Annotated in this window: 24 protein-coding genes; 16 read left to right on the top strand and 8 right to left on the bottom strand. The window is 65.1% G+C overall.

Annotation, left to right across the window (positions count from 1 at the left end; genetic code table 11):
• Positions 1-117 precede the first annotated feature (117 nt).
• The gene (locus PVE35_RS23155) at positions 118-1,131 is read left to right on the top strand and encodes an AraC family transcriptional regulator (RefSeq protein ID WP_277373120.1); all 1,014 of its coding nucleotides are present in this window, start codon (positions 118-120) and stop codon (positions 1,129-1,131) included.
• Here PVE35_RS23155 and PVE35_RS23150 read toward each other — a convergent pair.
• Positions 1,128-1,703: a DUF6436 domain-containing protein gene (locus PVE35_RS23150; protein WP_268179416.1), complete on the bottom strand. Its 576-nt coding sequence runs from the start codon at positions 1,701-1,703 to the stop codon at positions 1,128-1,130. The two genes, PVE35_RS23155 and PVE35_RS23150, sit on opposite strands and share 4 nt — an antisense overlap.
• A gap of 109 nt (positions 1,704-1,812) precedes the next feature.
• Between PVE35_RS23150 and PVE35_RS23145 the strand changes: the two genes are divergently transcribed.
• Positions 1,813-2,754 (top strand): alpha/beta hydrolase, encoded by a 942-nt coding sequence (locus tag PVE35_RS23145; protein WP_277373119.1) that lies wholly within the window; start codon positions 1,813-1,815, stop codon positions 2,752-2,754.
• 192 nt (positions 2,755-2,946) lie between these two features.
• On the opposite strand, the gene PVE35_RS23140 is transcribed toward PVE35_RS23145, so the two are convergent.
• Positions 2,947-3,711, bottom strand: coding sequence for a hypothetical protein (locus tag PVE35_RS23140; protein WP_268179414.1), 765 nt, complete (start codon positions 3,709-3,711; stop codon positions 2,947-2,949).
• 120 nt (positions 3,712-3,831) lie between these two features.
• On the opposite strand from PVE35_RS23140, the gene PVE35_RS23135 reads away from it, so the two are divergent.
• From PVE35_RS23135 to PVE35_RS23125, 3 genes are read left to right on the top strand one after another with little or no spacing between them, the layout of a single operon-like run.
• Positions 3,832-4,449: a 2OG-Fe(II) oxygenase gene (locus PVE35_RS23135; RefSeq protein ID WP_268179413.1), complete on the top strand. Its 618-nt coding sequence runs from the start codon at positions 3,832-3,834 to the stop codon at positions 4,447-4,449.
• 3 nt (positions 4,450-4,452) lie between these two features.
• The gene (locus tag PVE35_RS23130) at positions 4,453-4,965 is read left to right on the top strand and encodes a DUF523 domain-containing protein (RefSeq protein WP_277373118.1); all 513 of its coding nucleotides are present in this window, start codon (positions 4,453-4,455) and stop codon (positions 4,963-4,965) included.
• 37 nt (positions 4,966-5,002) lie between these two features.
• Positions 5,003-5,440 carry a DUF4399 domain-containing protein gene (locus PVE35_RS23125; protein WP_268179411.1) on the top strand — a complete coding sequence of 146 codons (438 nt, stop codon included), beginning with the start codon at positions 5,003-5,005 and terminating at the stop codon, positions 5,438-5,440.
• 78 nt (positions 5,441-5,518) lie between these two features.
• Here the strand turns inward: PVE35_RS23125 and serA are convergent, their stop codons facing one another.
• On the bottom strand, positions 5,519-6,748 hold the full coding sequence (gene serA / locus PVE35_RS23120; protein ID WP_268179410.1) for a phosphoglycerate dehydrogenase: 1,230 nt from the start codon (positions 6,746-6,748) through the stop codon (positions 5,519-5,521).
• A gap of 181 nt (positions 6,749-6,929) precedes the next feature.
• On the opposite strand from serA, the gene PVE35_RS23115 reads away from it, so the two are divergent.
• The 5 genes from PVE35_RS23115 (at position 6,930) to PVE35_RS23095 (ending at position 11,512) form a co-directional block, all read left to right on the top strand.
• Positions 6,930-8,321 carry an FAD-binding oxidoreductase gene (locus PVE35_RS23115; RefSeq protein WP_268179409.1) on the top strand — a complete coding sequence of 464 codons (1,392 nt, stop codon included), beginning with the start codon at positions 6,930-6,932 and terminating at the stop codon, positions 8,319-8,321.
• An 87-nt stretch (positions 8,322-8,408) separates the two neighbouring features.
• Positions 8,409-9,074: a fumarylacetoacetate hydrolase family protein gene (locus PVE35_RS23110; RefSeq protein ID WP_277373117.1), complete on the top strand. Its 666-nt coding sequence runs from the start codon at positions 8,409-8,411 to the stop codon at positions 9,072-9,074.
• Between the two features lie 94 nt (positions 9,075-9,168).
• The gene (locus PVE35_RS23105) at positions 9,169-10,086 is read left to right on the top strand and encodes an SdiA-regulated domain-containing protein (protein ID WP_277373116.1); all 918 of its coding nucleotides are present in this window, start codon (positions 9,169-9,171) and stop codon (positions 10,084-10,086) included.
• Between the two features lie 101 nt (positions 10,087-10,187).
• Positions 10,188-10,535 (top strand): NirD/YgiW/YdeI family stress tolerance protein, encoded by a 348-nt coding sequence (locus tag PVE35_RS23100; protein WP_268179406.1) that lies wholly within the window; start codon positions 10,188-10,190, stop codon positions 10,533-10,535.
• Between the two features lie 62 nt (positions 10,536-10,597).
• Positions 10,598-11,512 (top strand): SdiA-regulated domain-containing protein, encoded by a 915-nt coding sequence (locus PVE35_RS23095; protein WP_277373115.1) that lies wholly within the window; start codon positions 10,598-10,600, stop codon positions 11,510-11,512.
• Here PVE35_RS23095 and PVE35_RS23090 read toward each other — a convergent pair.
• Together PVE35_RS23090 and cadR are read right to left on the bottom strand one after the other, a co-directional pair.
• The gene (locus tag PVE35_RS23090; protein ID WP_277373114.1) at positions 11,509-11,844 is read right to left on the bottom strand and encodes a YegP family protein; all 336 of its coding nucleotides are present in this window, start codon (positions 11,842-11,844) and stop codon (positions 11,509-11,511) included. The two genes, PVE35_RS23095 and PVE35_RS23090, sit on opposite strands and share 4 nt — an antisense overlap.
• Positions 11,845-11,904: 60 nt before the next feature.
• Complete coding sequence (gene cadR, locus PVE35_RS23085) at positions 11,905-12,357, bottom strand: Cd(II)/Pb(II)-responsive transcriptional regulator (protein ID WP_268179403.1); 453 nt, start codon at positions 12,355-12,357, stop codon at positions 11,905-11,907.
• A 79-nt stretch (positions 12,358-12,436) separates the two neighbouring features.
• Here cadR and PVE35_RS23080 point away from each other — a divergent pair, with 79 nt between their 5' ends.
• Complete coding sequence (locus PVE35_RS23080; protein ID WP_277373113.1) at positions 12,437-14,647, top strand: heavy metal translocating P-type ATPase; 2,211 nt, start codon at positions 12,437-12,439, stop codon at positions 14,645-14,647.
• A 75-nt stretch (positions 14,648-14,722) separates the two neighbouring features.
• Here the strand turns inward: PVE35_RS23080 and rpiA are convergent, their stop codons facing one another.
• Positions 14,723-15,394 carry a ribose-5-phosphate isomerase RpiA gene (rpiA, locus tag PVE35_RS23075; RefSeq protein ID WP_277373112.1) on the bottom strand — a complete coding sequence of 224 codons (672 nt, stop codon included), beginning with the start codon at positions 15,392-15,394 and terminating at the stop codon, positions 14,723-14,725.
• Positions 15,395-15,554: 160 nt separating this feature from the next.
• Between rpiA and ilvA the strand changes: the two genes are divergently transcribed.
• Positions 15,555-17,069: a threonine ammonia-lyase, biosynthetic gene (ilvA, locus tag PVE35_RS23070; RefSeq protein ID WP_277373111.1), complete on the top strand. Its 1,515-nt coding sequence runs from the start codon at positions 15,555-15,557 to the stop codon at positions 17,067-17,069.
• A gap of 14 nt (positions 17,070-17,083) precedes the next feature.
• Positions 17,084-17,524, top strand: coding sequence for a DUF2269 family protein (locus tag PVE35_RS23065; protein ID WP_277373110.1), 441 nt, complete (start codon positions 17,084-17,086; stop codon positions 17,522-17,524).
• Positions 17,525-17,895: 371 nt separating this feature from the next.
• Here the strand turns inward: PVE35_RS23065 and PVE35_RS23060 are convergent, their stop codons facing one another.
• Positions 17,896-18,549, bottom strand: a complete 654-nt coding sequence (locus PVE35_RS23060; protein ID WP_268179398.1) for an HAD family hydrolase — start codon at positions 18,547-18,549, stop codon at positions 17,896-17,898.
• 144 nt (positions 18,550-18,693) lie between these two features.
• Here PVE35_RS23060 and PVE35_RS23055 point away from each other — a divergent pair, with 144 nt between their 5' ends.
• Both PVE35_RS23055 and ptsP read left to right on the top strand, forming a co-directional pair.
• Positions 18,694-19,173 carry an RNA pyrophosphohydrolase gene (locus PVE35_RS23055; protein ID WP_159970811.1) on the top strand — a complete coding sequence of 160 codons (480 nt, stop codon included), beginning with the start codon at positions 18,694-18,696 and terminating at the stop codon, positions 19,171-19,173.
• A 20-nt stretch (positions 19,174-19,193) separates the two neighbouring features.
• The gene (ptsP, locus tag PVE35_RS23050) at positions 19,194-21,473 is read left to right on the top strand and encodes a phosphoenolpyruvate--protein phosphotransferase (protein ID WP_277373109.1); all 2,280 of its coding nucleotides are present in this window, start codon (positions 19,194-19,196) and stop codon (positions 21,471-21,473) included.
• A 123-nt stretch (positions 21,474-21,596) separates the two neighbouring features.
• Here the strand turns inward: ptsP and PVE35_RS23045 are convergent, their stop codons facing one another.
• Positions 21,597-22,340, bottom strand: coding sequence for an NRDE family protein (locus PVE35_RS23045; RefSeq protein WP_277373108.1), 744 nt, complete (start codon positions 22,338-22,340; stop codon positions 21,597-21,599).
• Between the two features lie 130 nt (positions 22,341-22,470).
• Between PVE35_RS23045 and PVE35_RS23040 the strand changes: the two genes are divergently transcribed.
• A complete protein-coding gene (locus PVE35_RS23040) occupies positions 22,471-23,253 on the top strand; it encodes a sulfite exporter TauE/SafE family protein (RefSeq protein ID WP_268179395.1) in 783 nt (260 codons plus the stop codon).
• Positions 23,254-23,262: the final 9 nt, after the last annotated feature.

Raw genomic sequence — 23,262 nt, 5'->3', positions numbered from 1 at the left:
GAGATCCTTGTTCTTGTGGGGCAGCAGGTCGGCATTCTGCGTAGCTGCCTCGGCGCTGGCATTGACTAAATACAGCAGGCTTGAAAGTCTATGGTCAATTTTGCCCCGGATTCTGCCATGCCTGATGCCGAGCGCTCCGCATTCACCGCTCTGACGCACTCCGCCACCCTGCGCCGCCTGCTCTACGAGGCCCTGGCCGCGCTACGCCTGGATCCCACCGAGAGCTACCGGCGGGCCTATGCCGGGGTACCGCTGGCCTCGCCGCTGCTCGAGGCGCGAGAGGATCACGACAATGCCCCGCGCTTCTGGCAGGCCATTGCCGGGATCAGCGGTGATGCCGATATCGGCCTGCACCTGGCCGAGGTCATGCAGCCAAGGCCGATGGATGTGGTCGGCTACCTGCTGCTCAGCGCAGCCGACCTGCGCCAGGGGCTGCAGGCCTTCGTGCGTTTTCAGCACATCCTTTCCGGTGGCTTTGCCGCGCGGCTGGAGGAGGGCGACGAGCAGGTGCGCCTGGTGATCGATCTGAACTACCGGGGCTTCGCTTCGTTGCGCCAGCAGATGGAATGCCTGGCCCTGCTGCTGCACAAGATGTTGCTGGCGGTCTGCCCGGTGCCCTTGCCGCTGCTGGGCGTCGAGTTTCGTCATCCTGCCCCGCGCCGGCTGCACGAGCATCGGCGCCTATTGGGCGTTACGCCGCTATTCGAGCAGCCCCACGATGCCTTGATTCTGCCGCGTGGGGCGCTTGGCAGGCCGCTGCGCAGTGCCAATGCGCGGCTGTTCGAGGTGCTCTGCGAAGAGGCGCAGCGGCAACTGGGCGAACTGGTGGAAAACCAGTTGCTGGCGCGCGTGCGCTACTGGCTGGAACGTAATCTGGGTCAGGCCCGCTGCGACCTGAGAGGCTGCGCTGCAGCGCTGGGTTTCTCCTATTCGACGTTGCAGCGCGCACTGAGTGAGCATGGCAGCAGCTTTCGTGCCCTGCATGACGAGGTGCGCCGCCTCAAGGCGCTGCACCTGCTCGAACAGGGGGCGGCGGTGCGCGATGTGGCCCGTGCCTGTGGTTTCGCCGAACTATCACCCTTCTACCGGGCCTTTCGCCGTTGGCAGGGTGGCACGCCGCGCGGACGCTAGTCGGCGGCCTGCCAATCGCAAAAGCAGCCCACCGCCAGGGTGTTGCTGGCATCCACGCGGCGCCCTTCGGCCAGGGCTTCGAGGATCGGCTCGATGAAACTGTTGCTCGAATTGCACACCAGCCCCTCGCTGTAGGGGCCGAAATAGGCGAGCTGGCCCTGCCGATCCCAGATCGCCACCGCAGGGCTGGCGGGGATGGCGTCGCTGCCCGGGAGTGTTTCGAGTACCTGCAGGCCGCCGAGATCGGCTGGCAGGCTGCCCTTGCTGCCGGGGCGTTGTACGGCGTAGAAGGCCACCCCCTTGGGGGCATAGCCGGCGATCAGCTCGGCCAGGTGCTGCTGGTTGCCGACGTTGCACGGGCAGGCCGGATCCCAGAAATGCACCAAGCGGATCGGGCCGGGGCCGGCCAGTTCCTCGGGCAGGCGCAGGGCGGCGCCGGAGAAGACCGCCGCGCGCTCGTCGAAGGGGCGCAGATAGCGGGCCTCGAACCAGCGGTAGGCCATGAGCAAGGCCACCGCGCAGACGGTGGCCAGCAGCAGAACGATCCAGGTGGTGCGTGATGGACGAGGCATGGGGCAGGACCGGCAAACGGGCGCCTAGCTTGCCATGCCGCGCTCGGCAGCAGAATATCGCTGCATCGAGAAACTCGCTTCGCCTCATGCGAACCCCGTCGGAAGCCCCATGTCAGAGCCTTTCCAGCCCGAGCTGCTACGCCCCTTGCTGCGACCCTTGGCCGCAGCGCGTCTCGATCTGCCGGCCGTGCAGGCTTACCGCAGCTTCTATGGCCTCGACCTGGCGACGCGCCATGCCGGGCTGGACTGCCGCCTGGGCAGCTTCAACGCTGCCGGCTACCAGATTGCCGTGCAGCTCTGGGCACCCTCCGAGCCGCGCGGTGCCTTGCTGCTGCTGCATGGCTATTACGACCATATGGGGCTGTATCGCCACGTCATCGACTGGGCCTTGAGCATGGGCCTCGCCGTGCTGGCCTGTGACCTGCCGGGGCATGGCCTGTCCAGCGGCGCACGGGCCAGCATCGACGACTTCGCCGAATACCAGCAGGTGCTGCTCGGCCTGTTCGAGCAAGCCGCCGAGCTGGGCCTGCCGCAGCCCTGGCATCTATGTGGACAGAGCACCGGCGGGGCGATCCTGCTGGATTACCTGCTCACCGATGGCCAGCGGCCCGAGCTGGGCCAGAGCATCCTCCTGGCACCGCTGGTGCGGCCGCGTGCCTGGAACTGGTCGAAGTTCAGCTACCTGATGCTCAGCCCCTTCGTCCGTGAGATACCCCGACGCTTCAGCGAGAATTCCAGCGACGCGGCCTTCATCGATTTCGTCCACAACCTCGACCCGCTGCAACCGCGTAGCTTGCCCACACTCTGGGTCGGTGCACTGAAACGCTGGGTGCCGCGCATCGAGGCGGCAGCGCGCAGCTCGCACAGCCCGCTGATCGTGCAGGGTGAAAAGGACATGACAGTGGACTGGCAGCACAACCTGGAGGTACTGCAGGACAAGTTCCGCCAGCCGAGCATCCTGCGCCTGCCCGAGGCGCGCCATCACCTGGCCAACGAGAACGAAGCGCTGCGCCGGCGCTACTTCGACTTTCTCAGTGAGCGTTTGGCGTAGGTTGGAGTCGCTGGCACAGGTGGTAGGAGCGGATTTATCCGCGATGGGTGTTGGTGTCGCAGGGCGTACCGGGCGCGATCCGCACGCGAAGATGTACGCTGGCGGAGTTTCGCTGGAGCGTTGTGGTGCCAAGCTGGGCATGGCCTGGCGGGCGGTTCGCTGGCGCTCCTGAGCGCTGCCCTACTTAATGCTTCAGATACCCTGCGGCGGTGGCTCCAGCTCGCTGGTGCTCAGGCCCACGGCCAGACCGGCGCGCAATGCGGCCAGGGCGGCCTTGTAGTAGGCCTGGCCATCGGCGGACTGGGCGAATTCGACGAACTGCTCCAGCTCCGGGTCGGACAGGTCGCGATAGACATGCAGCAGGGTGTTGTCGAGATCCTGCTCGATCTGTGCCATCAGGCGTTCACGCTGGCCGTTGAGCAGGCTCTGTGCCTGGCCGCCGCTGAGCAGGCCGGGGATCATCTGGCTGAGGCTGTCGGCGGCCACACCGGCCAGTGCCAGGCTGACCTCGGCACCGGCCTCCTTGGCCGGCAGGGCCTGGGCCAGGTGGCGGATCAGCAGGCGGCGGGTGGCATCGGCCTCGGTGCGGGGCAGGCCATTGGCGTAGCGTGCCAGTTGGTCGCTACTGGTGGCACGTACCTCGGCAGCGACGATCTTGCGGCCCAGTTCGGACTCGAAGAAGGTCAGGGCCGGCTTGGGGTTGGCCAGCTCCATGCGCATGCTGTACTCGGCACGGCGGTCGATGGAGGCCGCGGCGAAGCGCTGGTTGCTGTTGTCCACCAGTGCCTGGTAGACGGCCGGCGGCAGGGTGCTGCGGTAGCGTTGCTGAGCGGCGTCCAGCGCTTGGTTGAAATGCTCGCGCTGTTGCGGCCAGCCGGCCGCCTGGTACAGGCGCAGATGGTCGTCGGCCATGGCCGGCAAGGCCAGACAGAGCAACAGGGCAAACAGAACGCGCATCGCAAACTCCTTGGCAGACCGCCTGACCGTTGCACGGGACGAGGACTCGGCGGCGGGCTATTTTCAGTGGCTGGCATTGGCTTGTCGAGCGCTTCACCGGGGGCTGCTAGAATCGCCGGCATGACCGACATTCCTACCCCCTTTTCTGCTCTCATCGATGACCTGGCCAGCCAAGGTTGGTCCCAACATGGGCTATTCGCCCCAGAGGGTCTGACCCGCGAACTGGCCGTTGAGTGCCACCGCCGTGCGCAGAACGGCGACCTGCACGCCGCAGCCGTGGGTCGCGGCGGGGCCCAGCAGGTGCAGGAGGGCATTCGTGGCGATCGCATCCAGTGGCTCGAGCCCGGTCAGAGCGAGGCCTGCGACCGCTACCTGGGGCTGATGGACGAGCTGCGCCAGGCGCTCAACCAGGCCTTCTATCTGGGGCTGGAAGACTTCGAGTGCCATTTCGCCTGCTATGCACCGGGGGCTTTCTATCAGCGTCACCTCGACCGCTTCCGTGATGATGACCGCCGTACCGTGTCGGCGGTGTTCTACCTCAACGACGACTGGCGGCCCGAGCAGGGTGGGGCGCTGCGCCTGCACCTGGCCGATGGTCGCGCGCACGACGTGCTGCCGCAGGCCGGCACCCTGGCATTGTTCATGTCCGCCGAGATGCCCCATGAAGTGCTGGCGGCCACGCGCGAGCGCCTGTCGCTGACCGGCTGGTTCCGCCGCCGTGGCGAGAGCCCGCTCTGAGTCATGCACAAGATTCTCGTCAGTCGCTGCCTGCTGGGCCATCGCGTGCGCTACGACGGCGGTGCCCACGGCCCTTACGAGCTGCTGCAGCAGTGGCTGGACGAGGGACGGGTGGTTGCGCTGTGCCCGGAAGTGGCTGGCGGCCTGCCAACACCCCGTCCGCCTGCCGAGATAGCGGGTGGGCAGGGCGCGCAGGTGCTGGATGGGCGTTTGCCGGTACTGACCATCGACGGTGCCGACGTCACCAGCGCCTTCGTCGAGGGGGCGCAGCAGGCGTTGGCGCTGGTGCGCGAGCATGGCATCCGCATGGCGCTGCTCAAGGCCCGCAGCCCCTCCTGCGGCAACCTGGAGAACTACGATGGCACCTTCAGCGGCGTGCGCGTGGCCGGTGAGGGGGTGACGGCTGCCCTGTTGCGTCGCGCCGGGGTGCGGGTGTTCAACGAGCAGCAACTGGCCGAGGCGCGGCAAGCCTTGCTGGCGCTGGAGAGCGAAACGGGAACGTCTGGCGCCGTTTAGAGTCCACCGTTTCCCTGTTTCTCTCGAGGACGCCGTGATGACCAGAACGCTGAATGCCATCTCTCTCTGCGCTGCCCTGCTGCTGGGCGCCAGCGCCACTGCCTGGGCCGACATGCCGCGCACCGCGGCGCCGGAGGGGGCCAAGGTGTACTTCATCGAGCCGGCCGATGGCGCCACGGTGGGCCAGACCTTCACCGTCAAGTTCGGCCTCCAGGGCATGGGAGTGGCGCCGGCGGGCGTCGATGTCGCGGGTACCGGGCACCATCACCTGCTGATCGATGTCGACAAGCTGCCGCCGATGAACGCGCCCCTGCCAATGACCGATGCCATCCGCCACTTCGGCAAGGGCCAGACCGAAACCCAGGTGACCCTGCCGCCAGGCAAGCACACGCTGCAGTTGCTGGTGGGAGACAAGAACCACGTACCGCTGGATCCGCCGGTGATGTCGGAGAAGATCAGCGTCACGGTGAAGTGATCCTGTAGCCCGGATTCACCCCCATCCAAACGAAAAGGGCGACCCGAGGGTCGCCCTTTTTTCGTTACCGCCTGCTGCTTAGAACAGCACGCGGCTACGGATGGTGCCATGCACCTGCTGCAGCTTCTCCAGCGCCAGATCGGAGTACTCGGCGTCGACGTCGATCACCACGTAGCCGACCTTGTCGTTGGTCTGCAGGAACTGGCCAGAGATGTTGATATTGTTGTCGGCGAACACCTTGTTGATCTCGCTCATCACGCCCGGCACGTTCTCGTGGATGTGCAGCAGGCGGTGCTTGCCAGCATGGGCCGGCAGGGCCACTTCGGGGAAGTTGACCGAGGACACCGAGGTGCCGTTGTCGCTGTACTTGACCAGCTTCTCGGCCACTTCCAGGCCGATGTTGGCCTGGGCTTCGGCGGTGGAGCCACCGATGTGCGGGGTGAGGATCACGCGATCCAGGCCGCGCAGCGGGCTCTCGAAGATGTCGTCGTTGGACTTGGGCTCGACCGGGAACACGTCGATGGCAGCGCCGATCAGGTGCTCGTCCTTGATGGCCGCGGCCAGGTGATCCAGCTCGACCACGGTGCCACGGGCGGCGTTGATCAGGATGGCGCCCTTCTTCATGGCGCGGATTTCCTTCTCACCGATCATCCACTGGGTGGACGGCAGCTCCGGCACGTGCAGCGAGACGATGTCGGCCAGGCCCAGCAGCTCGTGCAGGCTGCCGATCTGCGTGGCGTTGCCCAGCGGCAGCTTGGTCACGGTGTCATAGAAATACACCTGCATGCCCAGGGCTTCGGCCAGCACCGAGAGCTGGGTGCCGATGGAGCCGTAGCCGATGATGCCCAGCTTCTTGCCACGGATCTCGAAGGAGTTGGCCGCCGACTTGATCCAGCCGCCGCGATGGCAGGAGGCGTTCTTCTCGGGGATGCCGCGCAGCAGCAGGATGGCTTCGGCCAGTACCAGCTCGGCCACCGAGCGGGTGTTGGAGTAGGGGGCGTTGAACACGGCGATGCCGCGCTCGCGGGCGGCGTCCAGGTCGACCTGGTTGGTGCCGATGCAGAAGCAGCCGACGGCGACCAGCTTCTTCGCACAGTCGAAGACCTCGGCCGTCAGTTGGGTACGCGAGCGGATACCGATGAAGTGGGCGTCGGCGATCTTCTCTTTCAGCTCCTCGCCTGACAGGGCAGTCTTGAGGTACTCGATGTTGGTGTAACCGGCGGCCTTCAACGTATCCACGGCGTTCTGGTGCACGCCTTCGAGAAGAAGGAACTTGATCTTGCTCTTTTCGAGAGAGGTCTTGCTCATCGGAGTACCTGTGTCCCACGGGATGTTTTCAGGGAAGGGCTGAGAAAATCAGCCAGCACCCGCAGATCGCTGCATGTCACGATTCGCGGGGTGCGTATGCTAGCATGTTCGCCTTTTTCAATGCTCGGTTGCGACCTGAATGGTTCTCAGGGCGACCATGAATCCTTTGAGAGTTCACTTGATGACTACTGCGGTGCAGATCGAAGAGCTGAAGACCCTGGTCGAGCCCGGCAAGGTGCTGACCGACGCCGATTCCCTGGAAACCTATGGCAAGGACTGGACCAAGCAGTACGCGCCCGCGCCTTCGGCCATCGTCTTCCCCAAGAGCACCGAACAGGTGCAGGCCATCGTGCGCTGGGCCAATCAGCACAAGATCGCCCTGGTGCCCTCGGGTGGCCGTACCGGCCTCTCCGCTGCTGCCGTGGCGGCCAATGGTGAGGTGGTGGTGTCCTTCGACTACATGAACCGCATCGTCGCCTTCAACGAATACGACCGCACCGTGGTCTGCCAGCCGGGCGTGGTGACCAAGCAACTGCAATTGTTCGCCGAGGAAAAGGGCCTGTACTACCCGGTGGACTTCGCATCGAGCGGCTCCAGCCAGATCGGCGGCAATATCGGCACCAATGCCGGCGGTATCAAGGTGATTCGCTACGGCATGACCCGCAACTGGGTCGCCGGCCTCAAGGTGGTCACCGGCACTGGCGAGCTGCTGGAGCTCAACCGCGACCTGGTCAAGAACGCCACCGGCTATGACCTGCGCCAACTGTTCATCGGCGCCGAAGGCACCCTGGGCTTCGTGGTCGAGGCCACCATGCGCCTGGAACGTGCGCCGAAGAATCTCACCGCGATGGTGCTCGGCACGCCGGATTTCGATTCGATCATGCCGGTGCTGCATGCCTTCCAGGGCAAGCTCGACCTGACCGCCTTCGAGTTCTTCTCCGACCGCTGCCTGGAGAAGATCCTCGGCCGTGGCGACGTGCCGGCGCCGTTCGAGAGCCGCACGCCGTTCTACGCCCTGCTGGAATTCGAGGCGCTCAACGAGGACGTGGCCAACGAAGCCCTGGCCACCTTCGAGCACTGCGTCGAGCAGGGCTGGGTGCTCGACGGCGTGATGAGCCAGAGCGAGCAGCAACTGCAGAACCTGTGGAAGCTGCGCGAGTACATCTCCGAAACCATCAGTCACTGGACGCCGTACAAGAACGACATCTCCGTCACCGTCGGCCAGGTGCCGGCCTTCCTCAAGGACATCGACGACATCGTCTCGGCCAACTACCCGGACTTCGACGTGCTCTGGTACGGCCATATCGGTGACGGCAACCTGCACCTGAACATCCTCAAGCCCGAGAATCTGGCCAAGGAAGACTTCTTCGCCAAGTGCGCGGTGGTCAACAAGTGGGTGTTCGAGATCGTCGAGAAGTACAACGGCTCGATCAGCGCCGAACATGGCGTGGGCATGACCAAGCGTGATTACCTGCAGTACAGCCGCTCACCGGCCGAGATCGCCTGCATGAAGGCGATCAAGGCCGTGTTCGACCCCAATGGCATCATGAATCCCGGAAAGATCTTCAATTAAAGCCGCAAGCTTCAAGCTGCAAGCCGCAAGAAAAGCAGGGCGCGGACATACTTGCAGCTTGGGGCTTGAAGCTGCGGAGCAACCCAAATGAGCTATCAGCACCAGTACGTCGACGGTACCACCGTGCACTTTCCCCTTGGCAAGGTGGTCTGCATCGGCCGCAACTACGCCGAGCACGCCAAGGAACTGAACAACCCGGTGCCCAGCGAGCCGCTGCTGTTCATCAAGCCGGGCTCCTGTGTAGTGCCGCTCGATGGCGGTTTCAGCATTCCTGACGATCGCGGCGCGGTGCATTACGAGGCGGAGATCGCCGTGCTGATCGGCAAACCCCTGTCATCGAGGCCGGATGCCGAGGAGGTGCGCGATGCCATCAGCGGTTTCGCTCCGGCACTGGATCTGACCCTGCGTGACGTACAGGCCAAGCTCAAGGAAAAGGGCTATCCCTGGGAAATCGCTAAGAGCTTCGACGGCGCCTGCGTGCTGGCGCCTTTCGTGCCGGGGGATGCCATCGAGGACCTGGCCGATATCGGCATTCGCCTTGTCATCAATGGCGAAACCCGCCAGGACGGCAACAGCCGCGATATGCTCAACCCCATCGTCGGCATGATCCAGCACATGGCCGGGCATTTCGCTCTGCAGCCGGGTGACGTGATCCTCACCGGCACGCCGGTGGGTGTCGGCGCGCTGAACAAAGGCGACGAACTGGAGCTGGAGCTGGTCGGTCATAGCCGCTTTACCAGTCGCGTGCTATAAGCGATGACCACCAAGCGATGACCGCCGCCTGACTGCGGCGGAACTCCCGTCGATAGCGGGAGTCGCATGGCTATCCTGCAGTCGAGTCGTCGCGATGTCCTCTCTCCGCTTCCGCCTGAAACACCCTGGCTACTGGCTCACGGGTTGTGCATTGCTGGCCTTCGGTGTGCTGGCGCAGACCCAGCACTGGGACGACCGCGCCCAGCTCTGGTGGCAGGAGCGCTCCACGCCGCTGGTCAGCCGCCTCGCCAGTATTTGGCTGCCTGGTTATCGCGCGGTGATCCAGGCCAAAACGCTCGATGGGTTGGAAAAGGACGAGACCTCCGGGCTGACCTACAACCCGCTCACCGGCACCCTGTTCACCGTCACCGGCAAGAACCCGCTGCTGGTGGAACTGTCCCGCGACGGCGACATCCTGCGCCGCATCCGTCTGAAGGGCTTCTCCGACCCGGAGGGAGTGGAGATGCTCGGCAACGGTCGTATGGCCATCGTCGACGAGCGCCGGCGTCAGCTCACCACCTTCACCCTGCAGGTCGATGATCTGGAGTTGGATGCCGCTGATTTCCCCGGCTTCGACCTGGGGTTCGCCGATGCCGGCAACAAGGGCTTCGAGGGCCTGGGCTGGGACTCGCGCAGCCACAGCCTGCTGCTCGGCAAGGAGCGCAGCCCGATGGGCTTGTTCAGCCTGCCGTTCCCCGATGAGGGTGGCCAGGGCGGTACGCTACGGCCGCTGGTGGCCGGCAACCTGGGACTGCGCGATATATCCTCGCTCAGCGTCGATGAGCGCACCGGCCACCTGCTGCTGCTGTCCGACGAGTCGCGCATGCTGCTGGAACTCGACCGTGCCGGCCAGCCGGTCAGCTTCCTCAGCCTCAGTGGTGGCCTCAATGGTCTGGACAGCGGCATCCAGCAGGCCGAAGGCGTGGCCATGGACGAGGATGGCGACATCTATATCGTCGCCGAACCCAATCTGTTCTACCGCTTCCGCAAGCCGCTGCCGGATGCGGGCTGAGCCGGCTTGCGCGTTCAGCTTGGCTTAAGCGGCGATTCAGTCTGGCTTCAGCTAGCGGCACTAATCTGAGCCCGTCACTTACGAACAACGAGGTTCACACCATGAAACGTACCGCTCTCGCTCTGATGGTTCTGCCGCTGCTCAGCACCGCCGCTTTCGCCACCGGTTACACCGGCCCGGGTGCCACCCCGCAGGTCACTACCGTTGCCGCCGCGCTGCAGGCTGCCGATGACACCCATGTCGTGCTCGAAGGCCAGATCGTCAAGCGCCTGCAGGACGAACTCTACGAGTTCAAGGACGCCACCGGCACCATCCAGGTGGAGATCGACGACGAAGACTGGCCGAACCAGACCGTCTCGGAAACCGCCAAGGTGCGCCTGACCGGCGAAGTCGATAAGGACTTCAATAATCGTGAGATCGATGTCGACCGTGTCGAACTGATCAACTGATTCCCGCTGTTCCGCCCACCCGCCACAGACGAGCTGTGGCGGGTTTTTTCGTGAGAGGGCCTATGCGCCGCCTGCTTGCCATCAACCCCTGGTTCTACCTGTTCGGCCTGGCGCTGCTGGCCGTCGCCTTGGCTGCCCAGCAATACCGTCTTTTCGAGCGTGCCTGGTTCACCGTGCAAGAGTGGCAGCATGGCGAGCAGTGGCGTGAGCGCTCGTTGTGGCTGGGCGATTACCGCGTGGTGATCGAGGCCAAGCCCATCGGCGACATCAGCGATGTTTCGGCGCTGACCTTCGACCCGGATCGGCACAGCCTGTTCAGCGTCACCAACAAGCCGGCCAGAGTGATCGAGCTGAGCCTGGAGGGTGATCTCAAACGCACTATCGACCTGCAGGGGTTCGGCGATCCCGAGGCCATCGAGTACGTCGCGCCCGGCACCTACGTGATCGCCGACGAGCGCGAGCAGCGCCTGGTCAAGGTGCGCATTGACGATGCCACACGGGTGCTCGATGCGGCGGACTACCAGCAGCTTTCGTTGGGGATCGGGCTCAACGGCAACAAGGGTTTCGAGGGGCTGGCCTATGATGCTGCCAACCACCGCCTGCTGGTGGCCAAGGAGCGCGACCCGGTGCGTATCTTCGAGGTGCTGGGCTTCCCCCATGTCGATGAGGGCAAGCCGCTGGCCCTGCACGTCAATACCGATCCCAAGCGTGATGCGCGACTGTTCGTGCGGGATCTCTCTAGCCTGGATTTCGATGCGGCGACCGGCCACCTGCTGGCGCTGTCGGACGAATCGCGCCTGGTGATCGAACTGGATGCCGAGGGCAAGCCGATCAGCACCCTGTCCCTGCTGCCGGGCCAGCATGGTCTCAGGCGCGGCGTGCCCCAGGCCGAGGGGGTGGCCAGCGACGATGCCGGCAACCTGTACCTGATCAGCGAGCCCAACCTGTTCTACCTATTCAGGAAGCAGGGCGACTAGCCCGTCTGGTCGTCCGTCTGTGCATCGGGCGCATTCTTCTGCACCGACTCGATACCGCTCTTGCAACTGGCGGCGCTGGCATACATCTGGCTCTGCCCGACTACCTGGCCATTGCTGGCCTTGAGCAGGAAGCAGTGTTTGTCGTTGCTTGAGGTCTTGGTCTCGAAGGCGCCCTCGCGCTGGGCGTTCTTCTTCACCGAGTCGATACCGCCCAGCGCCGAATCCTTGGCCTTGTACATCTCGCTGCTGAGGATGACCTGGCCATTGGTGGCCAGCAGGTTGAAATGGTACTGGCCGTCTTTGGCCTTCTTCAGTTCGAACTTACCTGGCATTTTCGTTTCTCCCTGAGTGCCCGGCGGTATGCCGAAGCGGTGCTCTGGAAGCGTAGCTCATCAGTGCGAATGGCTCTTGCCGACATGGGTATGGTTGTCGTCCGGTAGCGGCTGCACGCCGCCGCTGACGTTGAGCTGGCGCAGAATGCCGCAGTCCTCCGCCTCCTGCGGGCCGTTGCAGCGGTCGCGCAGCTCGCTCAGTTGATCGCGCAGGGCCAGCAGGCTGTCGATGCGCGCCTGTACGTGCTCGATATGTTCGTCCACCAGGCTGTTGATGCCGGCGCAGCTCTCATGGGGCAGATCGCGCAGCGCCAGCAGGCGCTGGATTTCCTCCAGGGTCATGTCCAGGGTGCGGCAGTTGCGGATGAACACCAGGCGCTCCAGGTGTTCGGGGCCGTACAGGCGGTAGTTGCCTTCGCTGCGCGCGGGCGCTGGCAGCAGGCCTTCGCGCTCGTAGTAACGTACCGTCTCCACCTGGCAGCCGGCCTTCTTCGCCAATTCTCCGATTTTCATGCGATCTCCTCCCGAGTGCTTGACCCTATAGTGACTACAGGGTGTGTACTCGGCAACAGAGACCTGACGGAGAGTTGCCATGAGTCGCTGCTGCGATCACACGCACCAACAGACACCTGTCCCGCATGACCATTCTGGGCATGATCACCAGGGCGCTACCCGCTCGGCGAGCGACGAGCCGCTGACGGGCGCGCTGAACACCCGCATTCGCATCGAGCAGATGGACTGCCCCACGGAGGAGCGCCTGATCCGCGATGCTTTGGGCCGTCTGCCGGGTGTCGCGGGGCTGCACTTCAACCTGCTGCAGCGGGTACTCACCGTCAGCCATGACGCCGGGGTGCTGGATCAGGTTCTGCCCGCCATTCGCACGCTGGGCTTTACCCCGCAGGTGGAGGACGAGGGCGCGATGCAGCAGCCAGACGCCGCGTCGACAAAAGCGTCTTGGTGGCCGCTGGCCCTGGCGGGTGTGCTGGCGACGGCTGCCGAGGTCGCGCACTTCGCTGCGCTCGGCGCCGACTGGCTGGTGGCCGTGCTGGCCCTGGCGGCCATCGGTTTATGTGGCCTCAATACCTACAAGAAGGGCTGGATCGCCCTGAAGAACCGCAACCTCAATATCAACGCGCTGATGAGCATTGCCGTGACGGGGGCGGTGTTGATCGGCCAATGGCCGGAAGCGGCGATGGTGATGGTGCTGTTCAATCTGGCTGAGCTGATCGAGGCACGCTCGCTGGATCGGGCGCGCAACGCCATCCGGGGCTTGATGGATCTGGCGCCGTCGCGCGCCACGGTCAGGCAGGCCGATGGCAGTTGGCAGGAGGTGGACGTGCAGAGCATCGCGGTGGGCGCCGTGATGCGTGTGCGCCCTGGGGAGCGCATCAGCCTCGACGGCGAGGTGGTCAGCGGCAGCTCGACGGTCAACCAGGCACCCATCACCGGGGAAAGCCTGCCGGTGGAGAAGCGCGCGGGGGATTCACTGTTCGCTGGCACCATCAACGGGGCCGGCTCGTTGGAGTTCCGCGTCATGGCAGCGGCGCGCGACACCACTCTGGCGTGCATCATTCATGCGGTGGAAGAGGCGCAGGGCTCGCGCGCCCCGACCCAGCGTTTCGTCGACCAGTTCTCGCGTATCTACACCCCGGCGGTGTTCGCCTTCGCCCTGGCGGTGGCCGTGCTGCCGCCGTTGCTGATTGGCGGTGCCTGGCTCGACTGGATCTACCGGGCGCTGGTGCTGCTGGTGGTGGCCTGCCCCTGTGCGCTGGTGATCTCCACCCCGGTGACCATCGTCAGCGGTCTGGCGGCGGCAGCGCGCAAGGGCATCCTGATCAAGGGCGGCGTCTACCTGGAGAATGGCCGGCATCTGGCCCTGCTGGCGCTGGACAAGACCGGCACCCTGACCCACGGCAAGCCGGTGCAGACCGACAGTCTCCCTCTGCTAGAGGTGGACGACCCTGTGCATGCCATCTGGGCGGCGAGCCTCGCGGCGCGCTCCGATCACCCGGTTTCTCGGGCGCTGGCCCAGCACGCCGAACAGCAGGGGCAGACGCTACGTGAGGTGGAAGAATTCGAGGCGTTGGCGGGGCGGGGCACCAAAGGTCGGATCGATGGCAGGTTGCTGTACTTGGGCAACCATCGCCTGGTGGAAGACCTCGGGCTCTGCTCGGCGCAACTGGAGCAGCGCCTGGAAGCGTTGGAGCGCCAGGGCAAGAGCCTGGTGGTGCTGTGCGACGAGCAGCGCCCGCTGATGCTCTTCGCCGTGGCCGATACGCTGCGCCAGACCAGCCGCGAGGCGATCGCCGAACTGCACGAACTGGGCGTGCGCACCTGCATGCTCACCGGCGACAACGCCCACACCGCCGCGGCCATCGCCGAACAGGTGGGTGTGGATGAAGCGCGCGGCGATCTGCTGCCGGCGGAAAAGCTGGCCTGGGTCGAGTCACGCCAGGCGCAGGGCAGGGTGGTGGGCATGGTGGGCGACGGCATCAACGATGCCCCGGCGCTGGCCAGGGCCGAGATCGGCTTCGCCATGGGCGCCGCCGGTACCGACACGGCCATCGAGACGGCTGACGTGGCGCTGATGGACGACGATCTGCGCAAGATTCCGGCATTCGTCCGTCTGTCCCGTCAGACCCACGCGATCCTGCTGCAGAACATAGTCCTGGCTTTGGGAATCAAGGCGATCTTCCTGGGCATGACCCTGGCCGGCGAGGCGACCATGTGGATGGCGGTGTTCGCCGACATGGGCGTCAGCCTGATGGTGGTGTTCAACGGCCTGCGGTTGTTGCGCAAGTGAACACCACCCTGCGTAGCCCGGATGAAATCCGGGGATGCCTGACGCAATGTTCCCGGATTGCATCCGGGCTACGTTTTAGCGCTTGAGCGTTTTCACGCCTTCGGCGGTGCCGAGCAGCAGCAGGTCGGCCGGGCGGGCGGCGAACAGGCCGTTGGTGACCACACCGACGATGGCATTGATGTCCGCTTCCAGCTTCACCGGGTCGGTGATCGACATGTTGTGCACGTCGAGGATGATGTTGCCGTTGTCGGTCAGCACGCCCTCGCGGTACACCGGGTCGCCGCCCAGCTTGACCAGCTCGCGGGCCACGTGGCTGCGGGCCATGGGGATGACTTCCACCGGCAGCGGGAACTCGCCCAGCACCGGCACCAGTTTGCTGGCGTCGGCGATGCAGATGAAGGTCTTGGCTACGGCTGCGACGATCTTCTCGCGGGTCAGCGCGGCGCCGCCGCCCTTGATCAGGTGCAGGTGCTCGTCGCTCTCGTCGGCGCCGTCGACATAGAACTCCAGGTCGCTGACGGCGTTGAGGTCGTATACCGGGATGCCATGACCTTTCAGGCGCGCGGCGGTGGCTTCGGAGCTGGCCACGGCACCGTCGAACTCCATCTTGTGCTGGGCCAGCGCGTCGATGAAGAAGTTGGCGGTGGAGCCGGTGCCAACGCCGACGATGCTCTTGCTGTCGAGGCGCGGGAGAATGTGCTCGACAGCGGCCTGGGCCACGGCCTGTTTCAACTGATCCTGGTTCATCGCGGGTCTGTGCCTGAGAGTGGGGAGAACGAAAGGGGCGAATTATAGCGGCAAGTGGCGTGTTCACGGGGCAAAACCCGCGCGTTTCGTATGGTCGCCCGGCGCGGCGCTGGGGTAGACTCGGCAGTCCCCTCAAAGCCCGAACGCCTGCGAAATCGCCATGCTCGAACAGTACGTGAAGAAGATCCTCACCTCGCGCGTCTACGACGTCGCGGTGGAAACCCCGCTGCAACCCGCCCGTCAGCTCAGTGAGCGACTGGGCAGCCAGATCCTGCTCAAGCGCGAGGATCTGCAGCCGGTGTACTCGTTCAAGATTCGCGGCGCCTACAACAAGCTGGCGCAGCTCTCGCCCGAGGAGCTGGCGCGCGGCGTGGTCACCGCTTCGGCGGGCAATCATGCGCAGGGCCTGGCCCTGGCGGCCAAGCACCTGGGGGTGAAGGCGACCATCGTCATGCCGCGTACCACGCCTGAGCTGAAGGTACAGGGTGTGCGTTCCCGTGGCGGCAAGGCGGTGCTGCACGGCGACGCCTTCCCCGAGGCGCTGGCGCACTCGTTGAAGCTGGTGGAGGAGAAGGGCTACACCTATATCCACCCCTACGACGACCCGCTGGTGATCGCTGGCCAGGGCACCGTGGCCATGGAGGTGCTGCGCCAGCACCAGGGGCATATCGATGCCATCTTCGTGCCGGTCGGTGGCGGCGGCCTGATCGCCGGCATCGCGGCGTACGTGAAGTACCTGCGCCCGGAGATCAAGGTGATTGGCGTCGAGCCGGATGACTCCAACTGCCTGCAGCAGGCGCTGGCGGCGGGCGAGCGCGTGGTGCTGCCAACCGTCGGGCTGTTCGCCGACGGCGTGGCGGTGGCACAGATCGGCCAGCACACCTTCGATATCTGCAGGCATCACGTCGATGAGGTGATCACCGTCAGCACCGACGAGATCTGCGCGGCGATCAAGGACATCTACGACGACACCCGCTCGATCACCGAGCCGGCCGGCGCGCTGGCTGTAGCCGGGATCAAGAAGTATGTCGAGCGTGAGGGTGCCAAGGGCGAAGTGCTGGTGGGCATCGATTCCGGCGCCAATGTCAATTTCGACCGCCTGCGCCATGTGGCCGAGCGCGCCGAGCTGGGCGAGAAGCGCGAGGCCATCATCGCCGTCACCATCCCTGAGCAGCCCGGCAGCTTCAAGGCCTTCTGCGAGGCAGTGGGCAAGCGCCAGATCACCGAGTTCAACTACCGCTATCACAGCGAAGGCGAGGCGCACATCTTCGTCGGCGTGCAGACCCACCCGGAGAACGATCCGCGCCAGGCGCTGGTCGAGGGCCTGCGCGCGCAGGGCTTCCCGGTGCTGGATCTGACCGACAACGAGCTGGCCAAGCTGCATATTCGCCACATGGTTGGTGGCCATGCCGCTGGGGTGGGTGACGAGATGGTGCTGCGCTTCGAGTTCCCCGAGCGTCCGGGCGCGCTGTTCAACTTCCTGCAGAAGCTCGGCGGGCGCTGGAACATCTCGATGTTCCACTACCGCAACCATGGTGCCGCCGATGGTCGTGTGCTGGCCGCGCTGCAGGTGCCGGAAGACGAACGCCATCTGGTGCCGGAGGCGCTGGACGCCATTGGTTATCCCTACTGGGACGAGAGCGAAAACCCGGCTTATCGCCTGTTTCTGGGCTGAACAAGGATTCCCTGATGGAACACTATCTGCTGGTTCGCATTCTCCACGGCGCCCCGGGTGTGTTGCTGCTGCTCGGCCTGATCGCCCACGGCGTCATGCTGTTCAAGGCGCAACGCAGCGGTGATGCGGCGGTGCTGGCGCGCAAGCTGCGCGTGACCCTGCTGTTCAGCCTGCCGGCCTTTGCCGTGTTGGCGCTGAGCCTGCCGATTACCGGCTACTGGCTGGTGGACACCGCCGGCTGGCCGCTGGGGCAGACCTGGCTGCTGCTGGGCAGCATTCTCTATGGCCTGATGATGCTGCTTGGCCTGCTGCTGGCCGGTCGTCTGGCCGCCTGGCGGGCGCTGGGTGATACGCCGGCGCCGACAGCGCTCAAGCGCCTGTGCTTGATCCATGCTGGGCTGATACTGCTGTTGCTGCTCGTCATCATGGCCCTGATGGGGGCCAAGCCGGCCTGATCGAGGCTACGACCCGGATTGCATCCGGGCTACGGGCTAACTCCCTCTTTGCGATTCTGCGTGACGAGGCATCTGCTGCCTCGGTGCGCGCAGCGCACCCTACGTCGTTGCGCGGCGTGCGCTCAGATTCGTAGGGTGCGCTATGCGCACCAGCTTCTGCCAAGGGGGCTGGCGTAGGTTGTGGTGCCGAACTCGGTATGGCCCGACGGACTGTTCGCTGGCGCTACGAGCGGCGGGCGTCCCAGTCCGCCGCTGCTGCCTCGGTGCGCGCAGCGCACCCTACGTCATTGCACGGCGTGCGCTCGGATTCGTAGGGTGCGCTATGCGCACCAGCTCCTGAAAAAGGGACGATGCGCAGGGCGAACCGAGGCTCAACGCAGCGAAATCACCGGCCAACCACGTTCGATGGCCGTGGCGCGCAGTACGTCGTCCGGGTCGACCGCCACCGGGTTGGCTACCGCTTCCAGCAAGGGCAGGTCGTTGCGCGAGTCGCTGTAGAAGTAGGCGTCGTCCAGGCTGTGGCCAGTCTCGTTCAGCCACTCGTTCAGCCTCGTGACCTTGCCGCCCTGGTAGCACGGCGTGCCGGTGATCTGGCCGGTGTAGCGACCGTCCTGCATGCCGCATTCGGTGGCGATCAGCGTTTCCACACCCAGGCGCTCGGCGATGGGCGCGGTGACGAAGCGGTTGGTGGCGGTGATGATCACCAGCTTGTCGCCCGCGGAGCGATGCTCGTCCAATAACGCTTCGCCCTTGGCCAGGATGATCGGCTCGATCACCTCGGCCATGAACTCGCGGTGCCACCGCTCCAGTTGCGTCATCTCGCTGCGACCGAGAATGGCCTGGCTGAAGTTCTGGTAGGCCACCACGTCCAGCTTGCCGGCGCAGTAGTCGGCATAGAAAGCATCGTTGCGCGCCAGGTACTCGGCGGCATCCACCAGGCCACGCTGGCAGACGAATTCCCCCCAGCTATGATCGCTGTCGCCAGCCAACAGGGTATTGTCGAGGTCGAAAAGGGCCAAGCGCACGGTTCTGTACCTGTTCTGCAAATGTTTTGGGCGCGCCAGAATAGCCGCTTTGCCAGGGCTTTCAAACTGCGCCAAAACCTGCGTTGCTGCTGTCGGCGGCTTTATGGAACAATGCCCTAACTTGCGTCTATGAGGTTGCTTGCCGTGATCGATTCCGATGGTTTCCGCCCGAATGTCGGCATCATCCTGACCAACGATGTCGGCCAGGTGCTCTGGGCGCGCCGAATCAACCAAGACGCCTGGCAGTTCCCCCAGGGCGGCATCAATGACCGTGAGTCGCCTGAAGAAGCGCTGTACCGTGAACTGAACGAGGAGGTCGGGCTCGAAGAGCGGGACGTGAAGATCCTCGCCTGCACCCGGGGTTGGTTGCGTTATCGTCTGCCTCAACGACTGGTGCGCACGCACAGTCAACCATTGTGTATCGGGCAGAAGCAGAAGTGGTTCCTGCTGCGCCTGACCGGCTCCGAAGATCGTGTGCGCATGGATCTGACCGGCAAGCCGGAGTTCGATGGCTGGCGCTGGGTCAGCTACTGGTATCCGCTGGGCCAGGTGGTCACCTTCAAGCGCGAGGTCTACCGCCGGGCCCTCAAGGAACTTGCACCGCGCCTCAGTGTGCGCGACTGATTACGGGATTCTGACCGAGCATGCTCAACACGCTGCGCAAGATCGTCCAGGAAGTGAACGCCGCCAAGGATCTCAAGGCGGCGTTGTCGATCATCGTGCAGCGGGTCAAGGAGGCCATGGGCAGTCAGGTCTGTTCGGTCTATCTGCTCGACCCGGACAGCAACCGTTTCGTCCTGATGGCCACCGAGGGCCTCAACAAGCGCTCCATCGGTAAGGTCAGCATGGCGCCCAACGAAGGCCTGGTGGGCCTGGTCGGTACCCGTGAGGAGCCGCTGAACCTCGAGGACGCCGCCAGCCATCCCCGCTATCGCTACTTCGCCGAGACCGGCGAGGAGCGCTTCGCTTCCTTCCTCGGCGCTCCGATCATCCACCACCGTCGGGTGATGGGGGTTCTCGTCGTGCAGCAGAAGGAACGCCGCCAGTTCGACGAAGGCGAAGAGGCCTTCCTGGTCACCATGAGTGCGCAGCTCGCCGGCGTCATCGCCCATGCCGAGGCCACCGGCTCGATCCGCGGCCTGGGCCGTCAGGGCAAGGGTGTACAGGAGGCCAAGTTCGTCGGCGTGCCGGGGGCGCCGGGGGCAGCGGTGGGCACCGCTGTGGTGGTGCTGCCCCCGGCCGATCTGAATGTGGTTCCCGATCGCAGCGTCGATGACATCGAAGCCGAGCTGGCCCTGTTCGACAAGGCCCTGGGCTGGGTGCGCGAGGACATGCAGGAATTGTCCGAGAAGCTCGCCACGCAACTGCGCAAGGAAGAGCGCGCACTGTTCGACGTCTACCTGATGATGCTCGACGACGCCGCCCTGGGTAACGAGGTGCGCAAGGTCATCAAGACCGGTCAGTGGGCGCAGGGCGCCCTGCGTCAGGTGGTACTCGACCACGTCAAGCGCTTCGAGCTGATGGACGATGCCTACCTGCGCGAGCGCGCCAGTGACGTGCGCGACCTCGGCCGGCGGCTGCTCGCCTACCTGCAGGAAGAACGCAAGACCTCGCTGGTCTACCCGGACAACACCATTCTGGTCAGCGAGGAGCTGTCGCCGGCAATGCTCGGCGAGGTGCCGGAAGGCAAGCTGGTGGGCCTGATCTCGGTGACCGGTTCGGGCAACTCCCACGTGGCCATCTTCGCCCGCGCCATGGGTATTCCCACGGTGATGGGCGTGGTCGACCTGCCGTACTCGAAGATCGACGGCATCAAGCTGATCGTCGACGGCTATCACGGCGAAGTCTTCACCAACCCCAGCGAGCTGCTGAGCAAGCAGTACGCCGACGTGGTCGAGGAGGAGCGCCAGCTCACCGAAGGTCTCGACGCCCTGCGCGCGCTGCCCTGTGAGACGCTCGACGGCCATCGCATGCCGTTGTGGGTCAATACCGGCCTGCTCGCCGACGTGGCCCGTGCCCAGCAGCGCGGCGCCGAGGGCGTGGGCCTGTACCGCACCGAAGTGCCGTTCATGATCAACGAGCGCTTCCCCAGCGAGAAGGAGCAGCTCGCCACCTACCGCGAGCAGTTGCAGGCCTTTCACCCGCTGCCGGTGACCATGCGCACCCTGGACATCGGTGGCGACAAGGCGCTGTCCTACTTCCCGATCAAGGAAGAGAATCCCTTCCTCGGCTGGCGTGGCATCCGCGTTACCCTCGACCACCCGGAAATCTTCCTGGTGCAGACCCGCGCCATGCTCAAGGCCAGCGAGGGGCTGAATAACCTGCGCATCCTGCTGCCGATGATTTCCGGCACCCAGGAGCTGGAAGAGGCGCTGCACCTGATCCACCGCGCCTGGGGCGAGGTGCGTGACGAGGGCACCGACGTGCCGCTGCCGCCCATCGGCATGATGGTCGAGATTCCCGCCGCGGTCTACCAGACCCGCGAACTGGCGCGGCAGGTGGACTTCCTCTCGGTCGGCTCGAACGACCTGACCCAGTACTTGCTGGCGGTTGACCGCAACAACCCGCGCGTGGCCGACCTCTACGACTTCCTCCACCCGGCGGTGCTGCAGGCGCTGCAGAAGGTGGTGCACGACGCCCATCTGGAAGGCAAGCCAGTGAGCATCTGCGGCGAGATGGCCGGTGACCCGGCGGCGGCCGTGCTGCTGTTGGCCATGGGCTTCGATTCGTTGTCGATGAACGCCACCAACCTACCCAAGGTGAAGTGGCTGCTACGGCAGATCACCCAGAGCAAGGCCAAGGAACTGCTGGGCCAGGTGATGACCATGGACAACCCGCACCTGATCTACAGCACCCTGCATCTGGCGTTGCGCAACCTCGGCCTGGGTCGAGTCATTAACCCGGCCTCCAATATCCAGGCCTGATCCGTCTAGGTAGGAGCGAGCTCTGCTCGCGAACCCTAGCGGTGCAGAAGCTTCGCCAGCAGAGCTCGCTCCTACTCCTGGGGAACTATCCGACCATTGGTGTTTTCCCGGATTGCATCCGGGCTACCCGTGCAAGGCCACCTCGCCCAAGGGGGCGCCATGTGGGCCGAAGCTGCGTTCGGTGATGCTCCACTGCTCGTCCCGGCCAAGCTTCAGCACCGTGCTGGCGCGCGTGCCGTAGGTGGCGCTGGCGATGAAGATGCTCGACAGTAGGCGCTCTGCTGCCAGGCCAACACCAGTGTCCGGCAGCTCGCTGTCGGCTGGCCGATGGGTGTCGGCCATCAGCGCCAGCAGCCGTTGATCGTCGGCATGCGGCTCGTCCTGCAATCTCTGGCGCGCGCGCAGCAGCTTGGGCCATGGCGTGTCCAGGTCGGCGTTGCCCAGGCCATAGACGCCTGCCTCCAGGCGGCGCGCCTGACCGCTATGGGAGTTGAAGTGCCAGAGCTGGCTTCTGTCGCCCAGCAGCAGATTGAAGCCGCCGTAGCTCGCCGCCCGCGCCATCACCGCTTCGAGGTAGGCCTTTGGCCCAAGCTGGCCGCACAGGTAGTCGGCGCTCAGCTCGCCGCGCGAGCGCAGGCCTGCGCGCTGCTTGGGGTCACGGATATTGGTCAGGGCGGCGAAGCGCCCCTCCGCGCTGATGCCCAGCCAGGTGCCGCCAGCCTCCAGGTCACACCCGGCGAAGACGCCGCGTGCCTCTTGCCATTCACTCAGCGCGGCGCTCGGGCGCTCATAGAACTCGTCGCGGTTGGCGACCAGGCGTAGAACCTGGGGATGCTCGGGTTGCCAGGCGAAGACGATCAGGCACATGGGCAGCTCCTTGTGAGCGATGACCACGGCAGGCTAGCACGAAGTGGCATGCAGACAGGTGCCCGACACCTGGCGCCTGCCGTTTCGGGGGCATTTCCGCTAACATGCGGCTTTGTTTTCGGGGGTGTCGATGGAACTGCTGCTCTACCTGGTGCTGGGCGCGGCGGCCGGTGTGCTGGCCGGGCTGTTCGGCGTGGGCGGCGGTCTGATCATCGTGCCGGTGCTGGTGTTCAGCTTCGCCTCGCACGGCATGTCGGCGGAGATTCTCACGCACCTGGCAGTAGGCACCTCGCTGGCCACCATCGTCTTCACCTCGATCAACTCGTTGTTGGCGCATCACCGCATGGGGGCCGTGCGTTGGCCGCTGTTTCGCTGGCTCACCGGCGGCATCCTGCTCGGCGCGGCGCTGGGGGCCATGACCGCAGCGCTGATCCAGGGGCCGCTGTTGCAGAAGATCATCGGCACCTTCGCCATCGTCATCGCCGTGCAAATGCTGCTGGACCTGAAACCCAAGGCCAGCCGTGGTGTCCCAGGCAAGCCCACACTGACCCTGGCCGGTGGCGTGATCGGCTGGGCTTCGGCGATCTTCGGCATCGGCGGTGGTTCGTTGACCGTGCCCTTTCTGGTCTGGCGCAGCGTACCGATGCAGCAGGCCGTGGCGACCTCGGCGGCCTGTGGCCTGCCCATCGCCATCGCCGGGGCGTTGAGTTTTATGTACACGGGCTGGAACAACCCGGATCTGCCGCCATGGAGCGTCGGTTTCGTCTATCTTCCAGCGCTGCTGGGCATTGCCCTGACCAGCATGTTCTTCGCCCGTTTCGGCGCGCGCCTGGCTCACCGCCTGTCGCCGCGCCTGCTCAAGCGTCTGTTCGCCCTGCTGCTGTTCAGCGTGGGCCTGAGTTTTCTCATCTAAGGAGTTCTG

Origin of the sequence: Pseudomonas sp. AA-38 (genome assembly GCF_029457475.1) — a bacterium.
Taxonomy (GTDB): Bacteria; Pseudomonadota; Gammaproteobacteria; order Pseudomonadales; family Pseudomonadaceae; genus Aquipseudomonas.
This window is presented reverse-complemented; position numbering and strand designations above follow the sequence as displayed.

Excerpts from the sequence above, each read along its gene's own strand:
- PVE35_RS23155 (WP_277373120.1), top strand. The coding sequence starts at position 118 with ATGCCTGATGCCGAGCGCTCCGCATTCACCGCTCTGACGCACTCCGCC.
- PVE35_RS23150 (WP_268179416.1), bottom strand. The coding sequence starts at position 1,703 with ATGCCTCGTCCATCACGCACCACCTGGATCGTTCTGCTGCTGGCCACC.
- PVE35_RS23145 (WP_277373119.1), top strand. The coding sequence starts at position 1,813 with ATGTCAGAGCCTTTCCAGCCCGAGCTGCTACGCCCCTTGCTGCGACCC.
- PVE35_RS23140 (WP_268179414.1), bottom strand. The coding sequence starts at position 3,711 with ATGCGCGTTCTGTTTGCCCTGTTGCTCTGTCTGGCCTTGCCGGCCATG.
- PVE35_RS23135 (WP_268179413.1), top strand. The coding sequence starts at position 3,832 with ATGACCGACATTCCTACCCCCTTTTCTGCTCTCATCGATGACCTGGCC.
- PVE35_RS23130 (WP_277373118.1), top strand. The coding sequence starts at position 4,453 with ATGCACAAGATTCTCGTCAGTCGCTGCCTGCTGGGCCATCGCGTGCGC.
- PVE35_RS23125 (WP_268179411.1), top strand. The coding sequence starts at position 5,003 with ATGACCAGAACGCTGAATGCCATCTCTCTCTGCGCTGCCCTGCTGCTG.
- serA (WP_268179410.1), bottom strand. The coding sequence starts at position 6,748 with ATGAGCAAGACCTCTCTCGAAAAGAGCAAGATCAAGTTCCTTCTTCTC.
- PVE35_RS23115 (WP_268179409.1), top strand. The coding sequence starts at position 6,930 with ATGACTACTGCGGTGCAGATCGAAGAGCTGAAGACCCTGGTCGAGCCC.
- PVE35_RS23110 (WP_277373117.1), top strand. The coding sequence starts at position 8,409 with ATGAGCTATCAGCACCAGTACGTCGACGGTACCACCGTGCACTTTCCC.
- PVE35_RS23105 (WP_277373116.1), top strand. The coding sequence starts at position 9,169 with ATGTCCTCTCTCCGCTTCCGCCTGAAACACCCTGGCTACTGGCTCACG.
- PVE35_RS23100 (WP_268179406.1), top strand. The coding sequence starts at position 10,188 with ATGAAACGTACCGCTCTCGCTCTGATGGTTCTGCCGCTGCTCAGCACC.
- PVE35_RS23095 (WP_277373115.1), top strand. The coding sequence starts at position 10,598 with ATGCGCCGCCTGCTTGCCATCAACCCCTGGTTCTACCTGTTCGGCCTG.
- PVE35_RS23090 (WP_277373114.1), bottom strand. The coding sequence starts at position 11,844 with ATGCCAGGTAAGTTCGAACTGAAGAAGGCCAAAGACGGCCAGTACCAT.
- cadR (WP_268179403.1), bottom strand. The coding sequence starts at position 12,357 with ATGAAAATCGGAGAATTGGCGAAGAAGGCCGGCTGCCAGGTGGAGACG.
- PVE35_RS23080 (WP_277373113.1), top strand. The coding sequence starts at position 12,437 with ATGAGTCGCTGCTGCGATCACACGCACCAACAGACACCTGTCCCGCAT.
- rpiA (WP_277373112.1), bottom strand. The coding sequence starts at position 15,394 with ATGAACCAGGATCAGTTGAAACAGGCCGTGGCCCAGGCCGCTGTCGAG.
- ilvA (WP_277373111.1), top strand. The coding sequence starts at position 15,555 with ATGCTCGAACAGTACGTGAAGAAGATCCTCACCTCGCGCGTCTACGAC.
- PVE35_RS23065 (WP_277373110.1), top strand. The coding sequence starts at position 17,084 with ATGGAACACTATCTGCTGGTTCGCATTCTCCACGGCGCCCCGGGTGTG.
- ptsP (WP_277373109.1), top strand. The coding sequence starts at position 19,194 with ATGCTCAACACGCTGCGCAAGATCGTCCAGGAAGTGAACGCCGCCAAG.
- PVE35_RS23045 (WP_277373108.1), bottom strand. The coding sequence starts at position 22,340 with ATGTGCCTGATCGTCTTCGCCTGGCAACCCGAGCATCCCCAGGTTCTA.
- PVE35_RS23040 (WP_268179395.1), top strand. The coding sequence starts at position 22,471 with ATGGAACTGCTGCTCTACCTGGTGCTGGGCGCGGCGGCCGGTGTGCTG.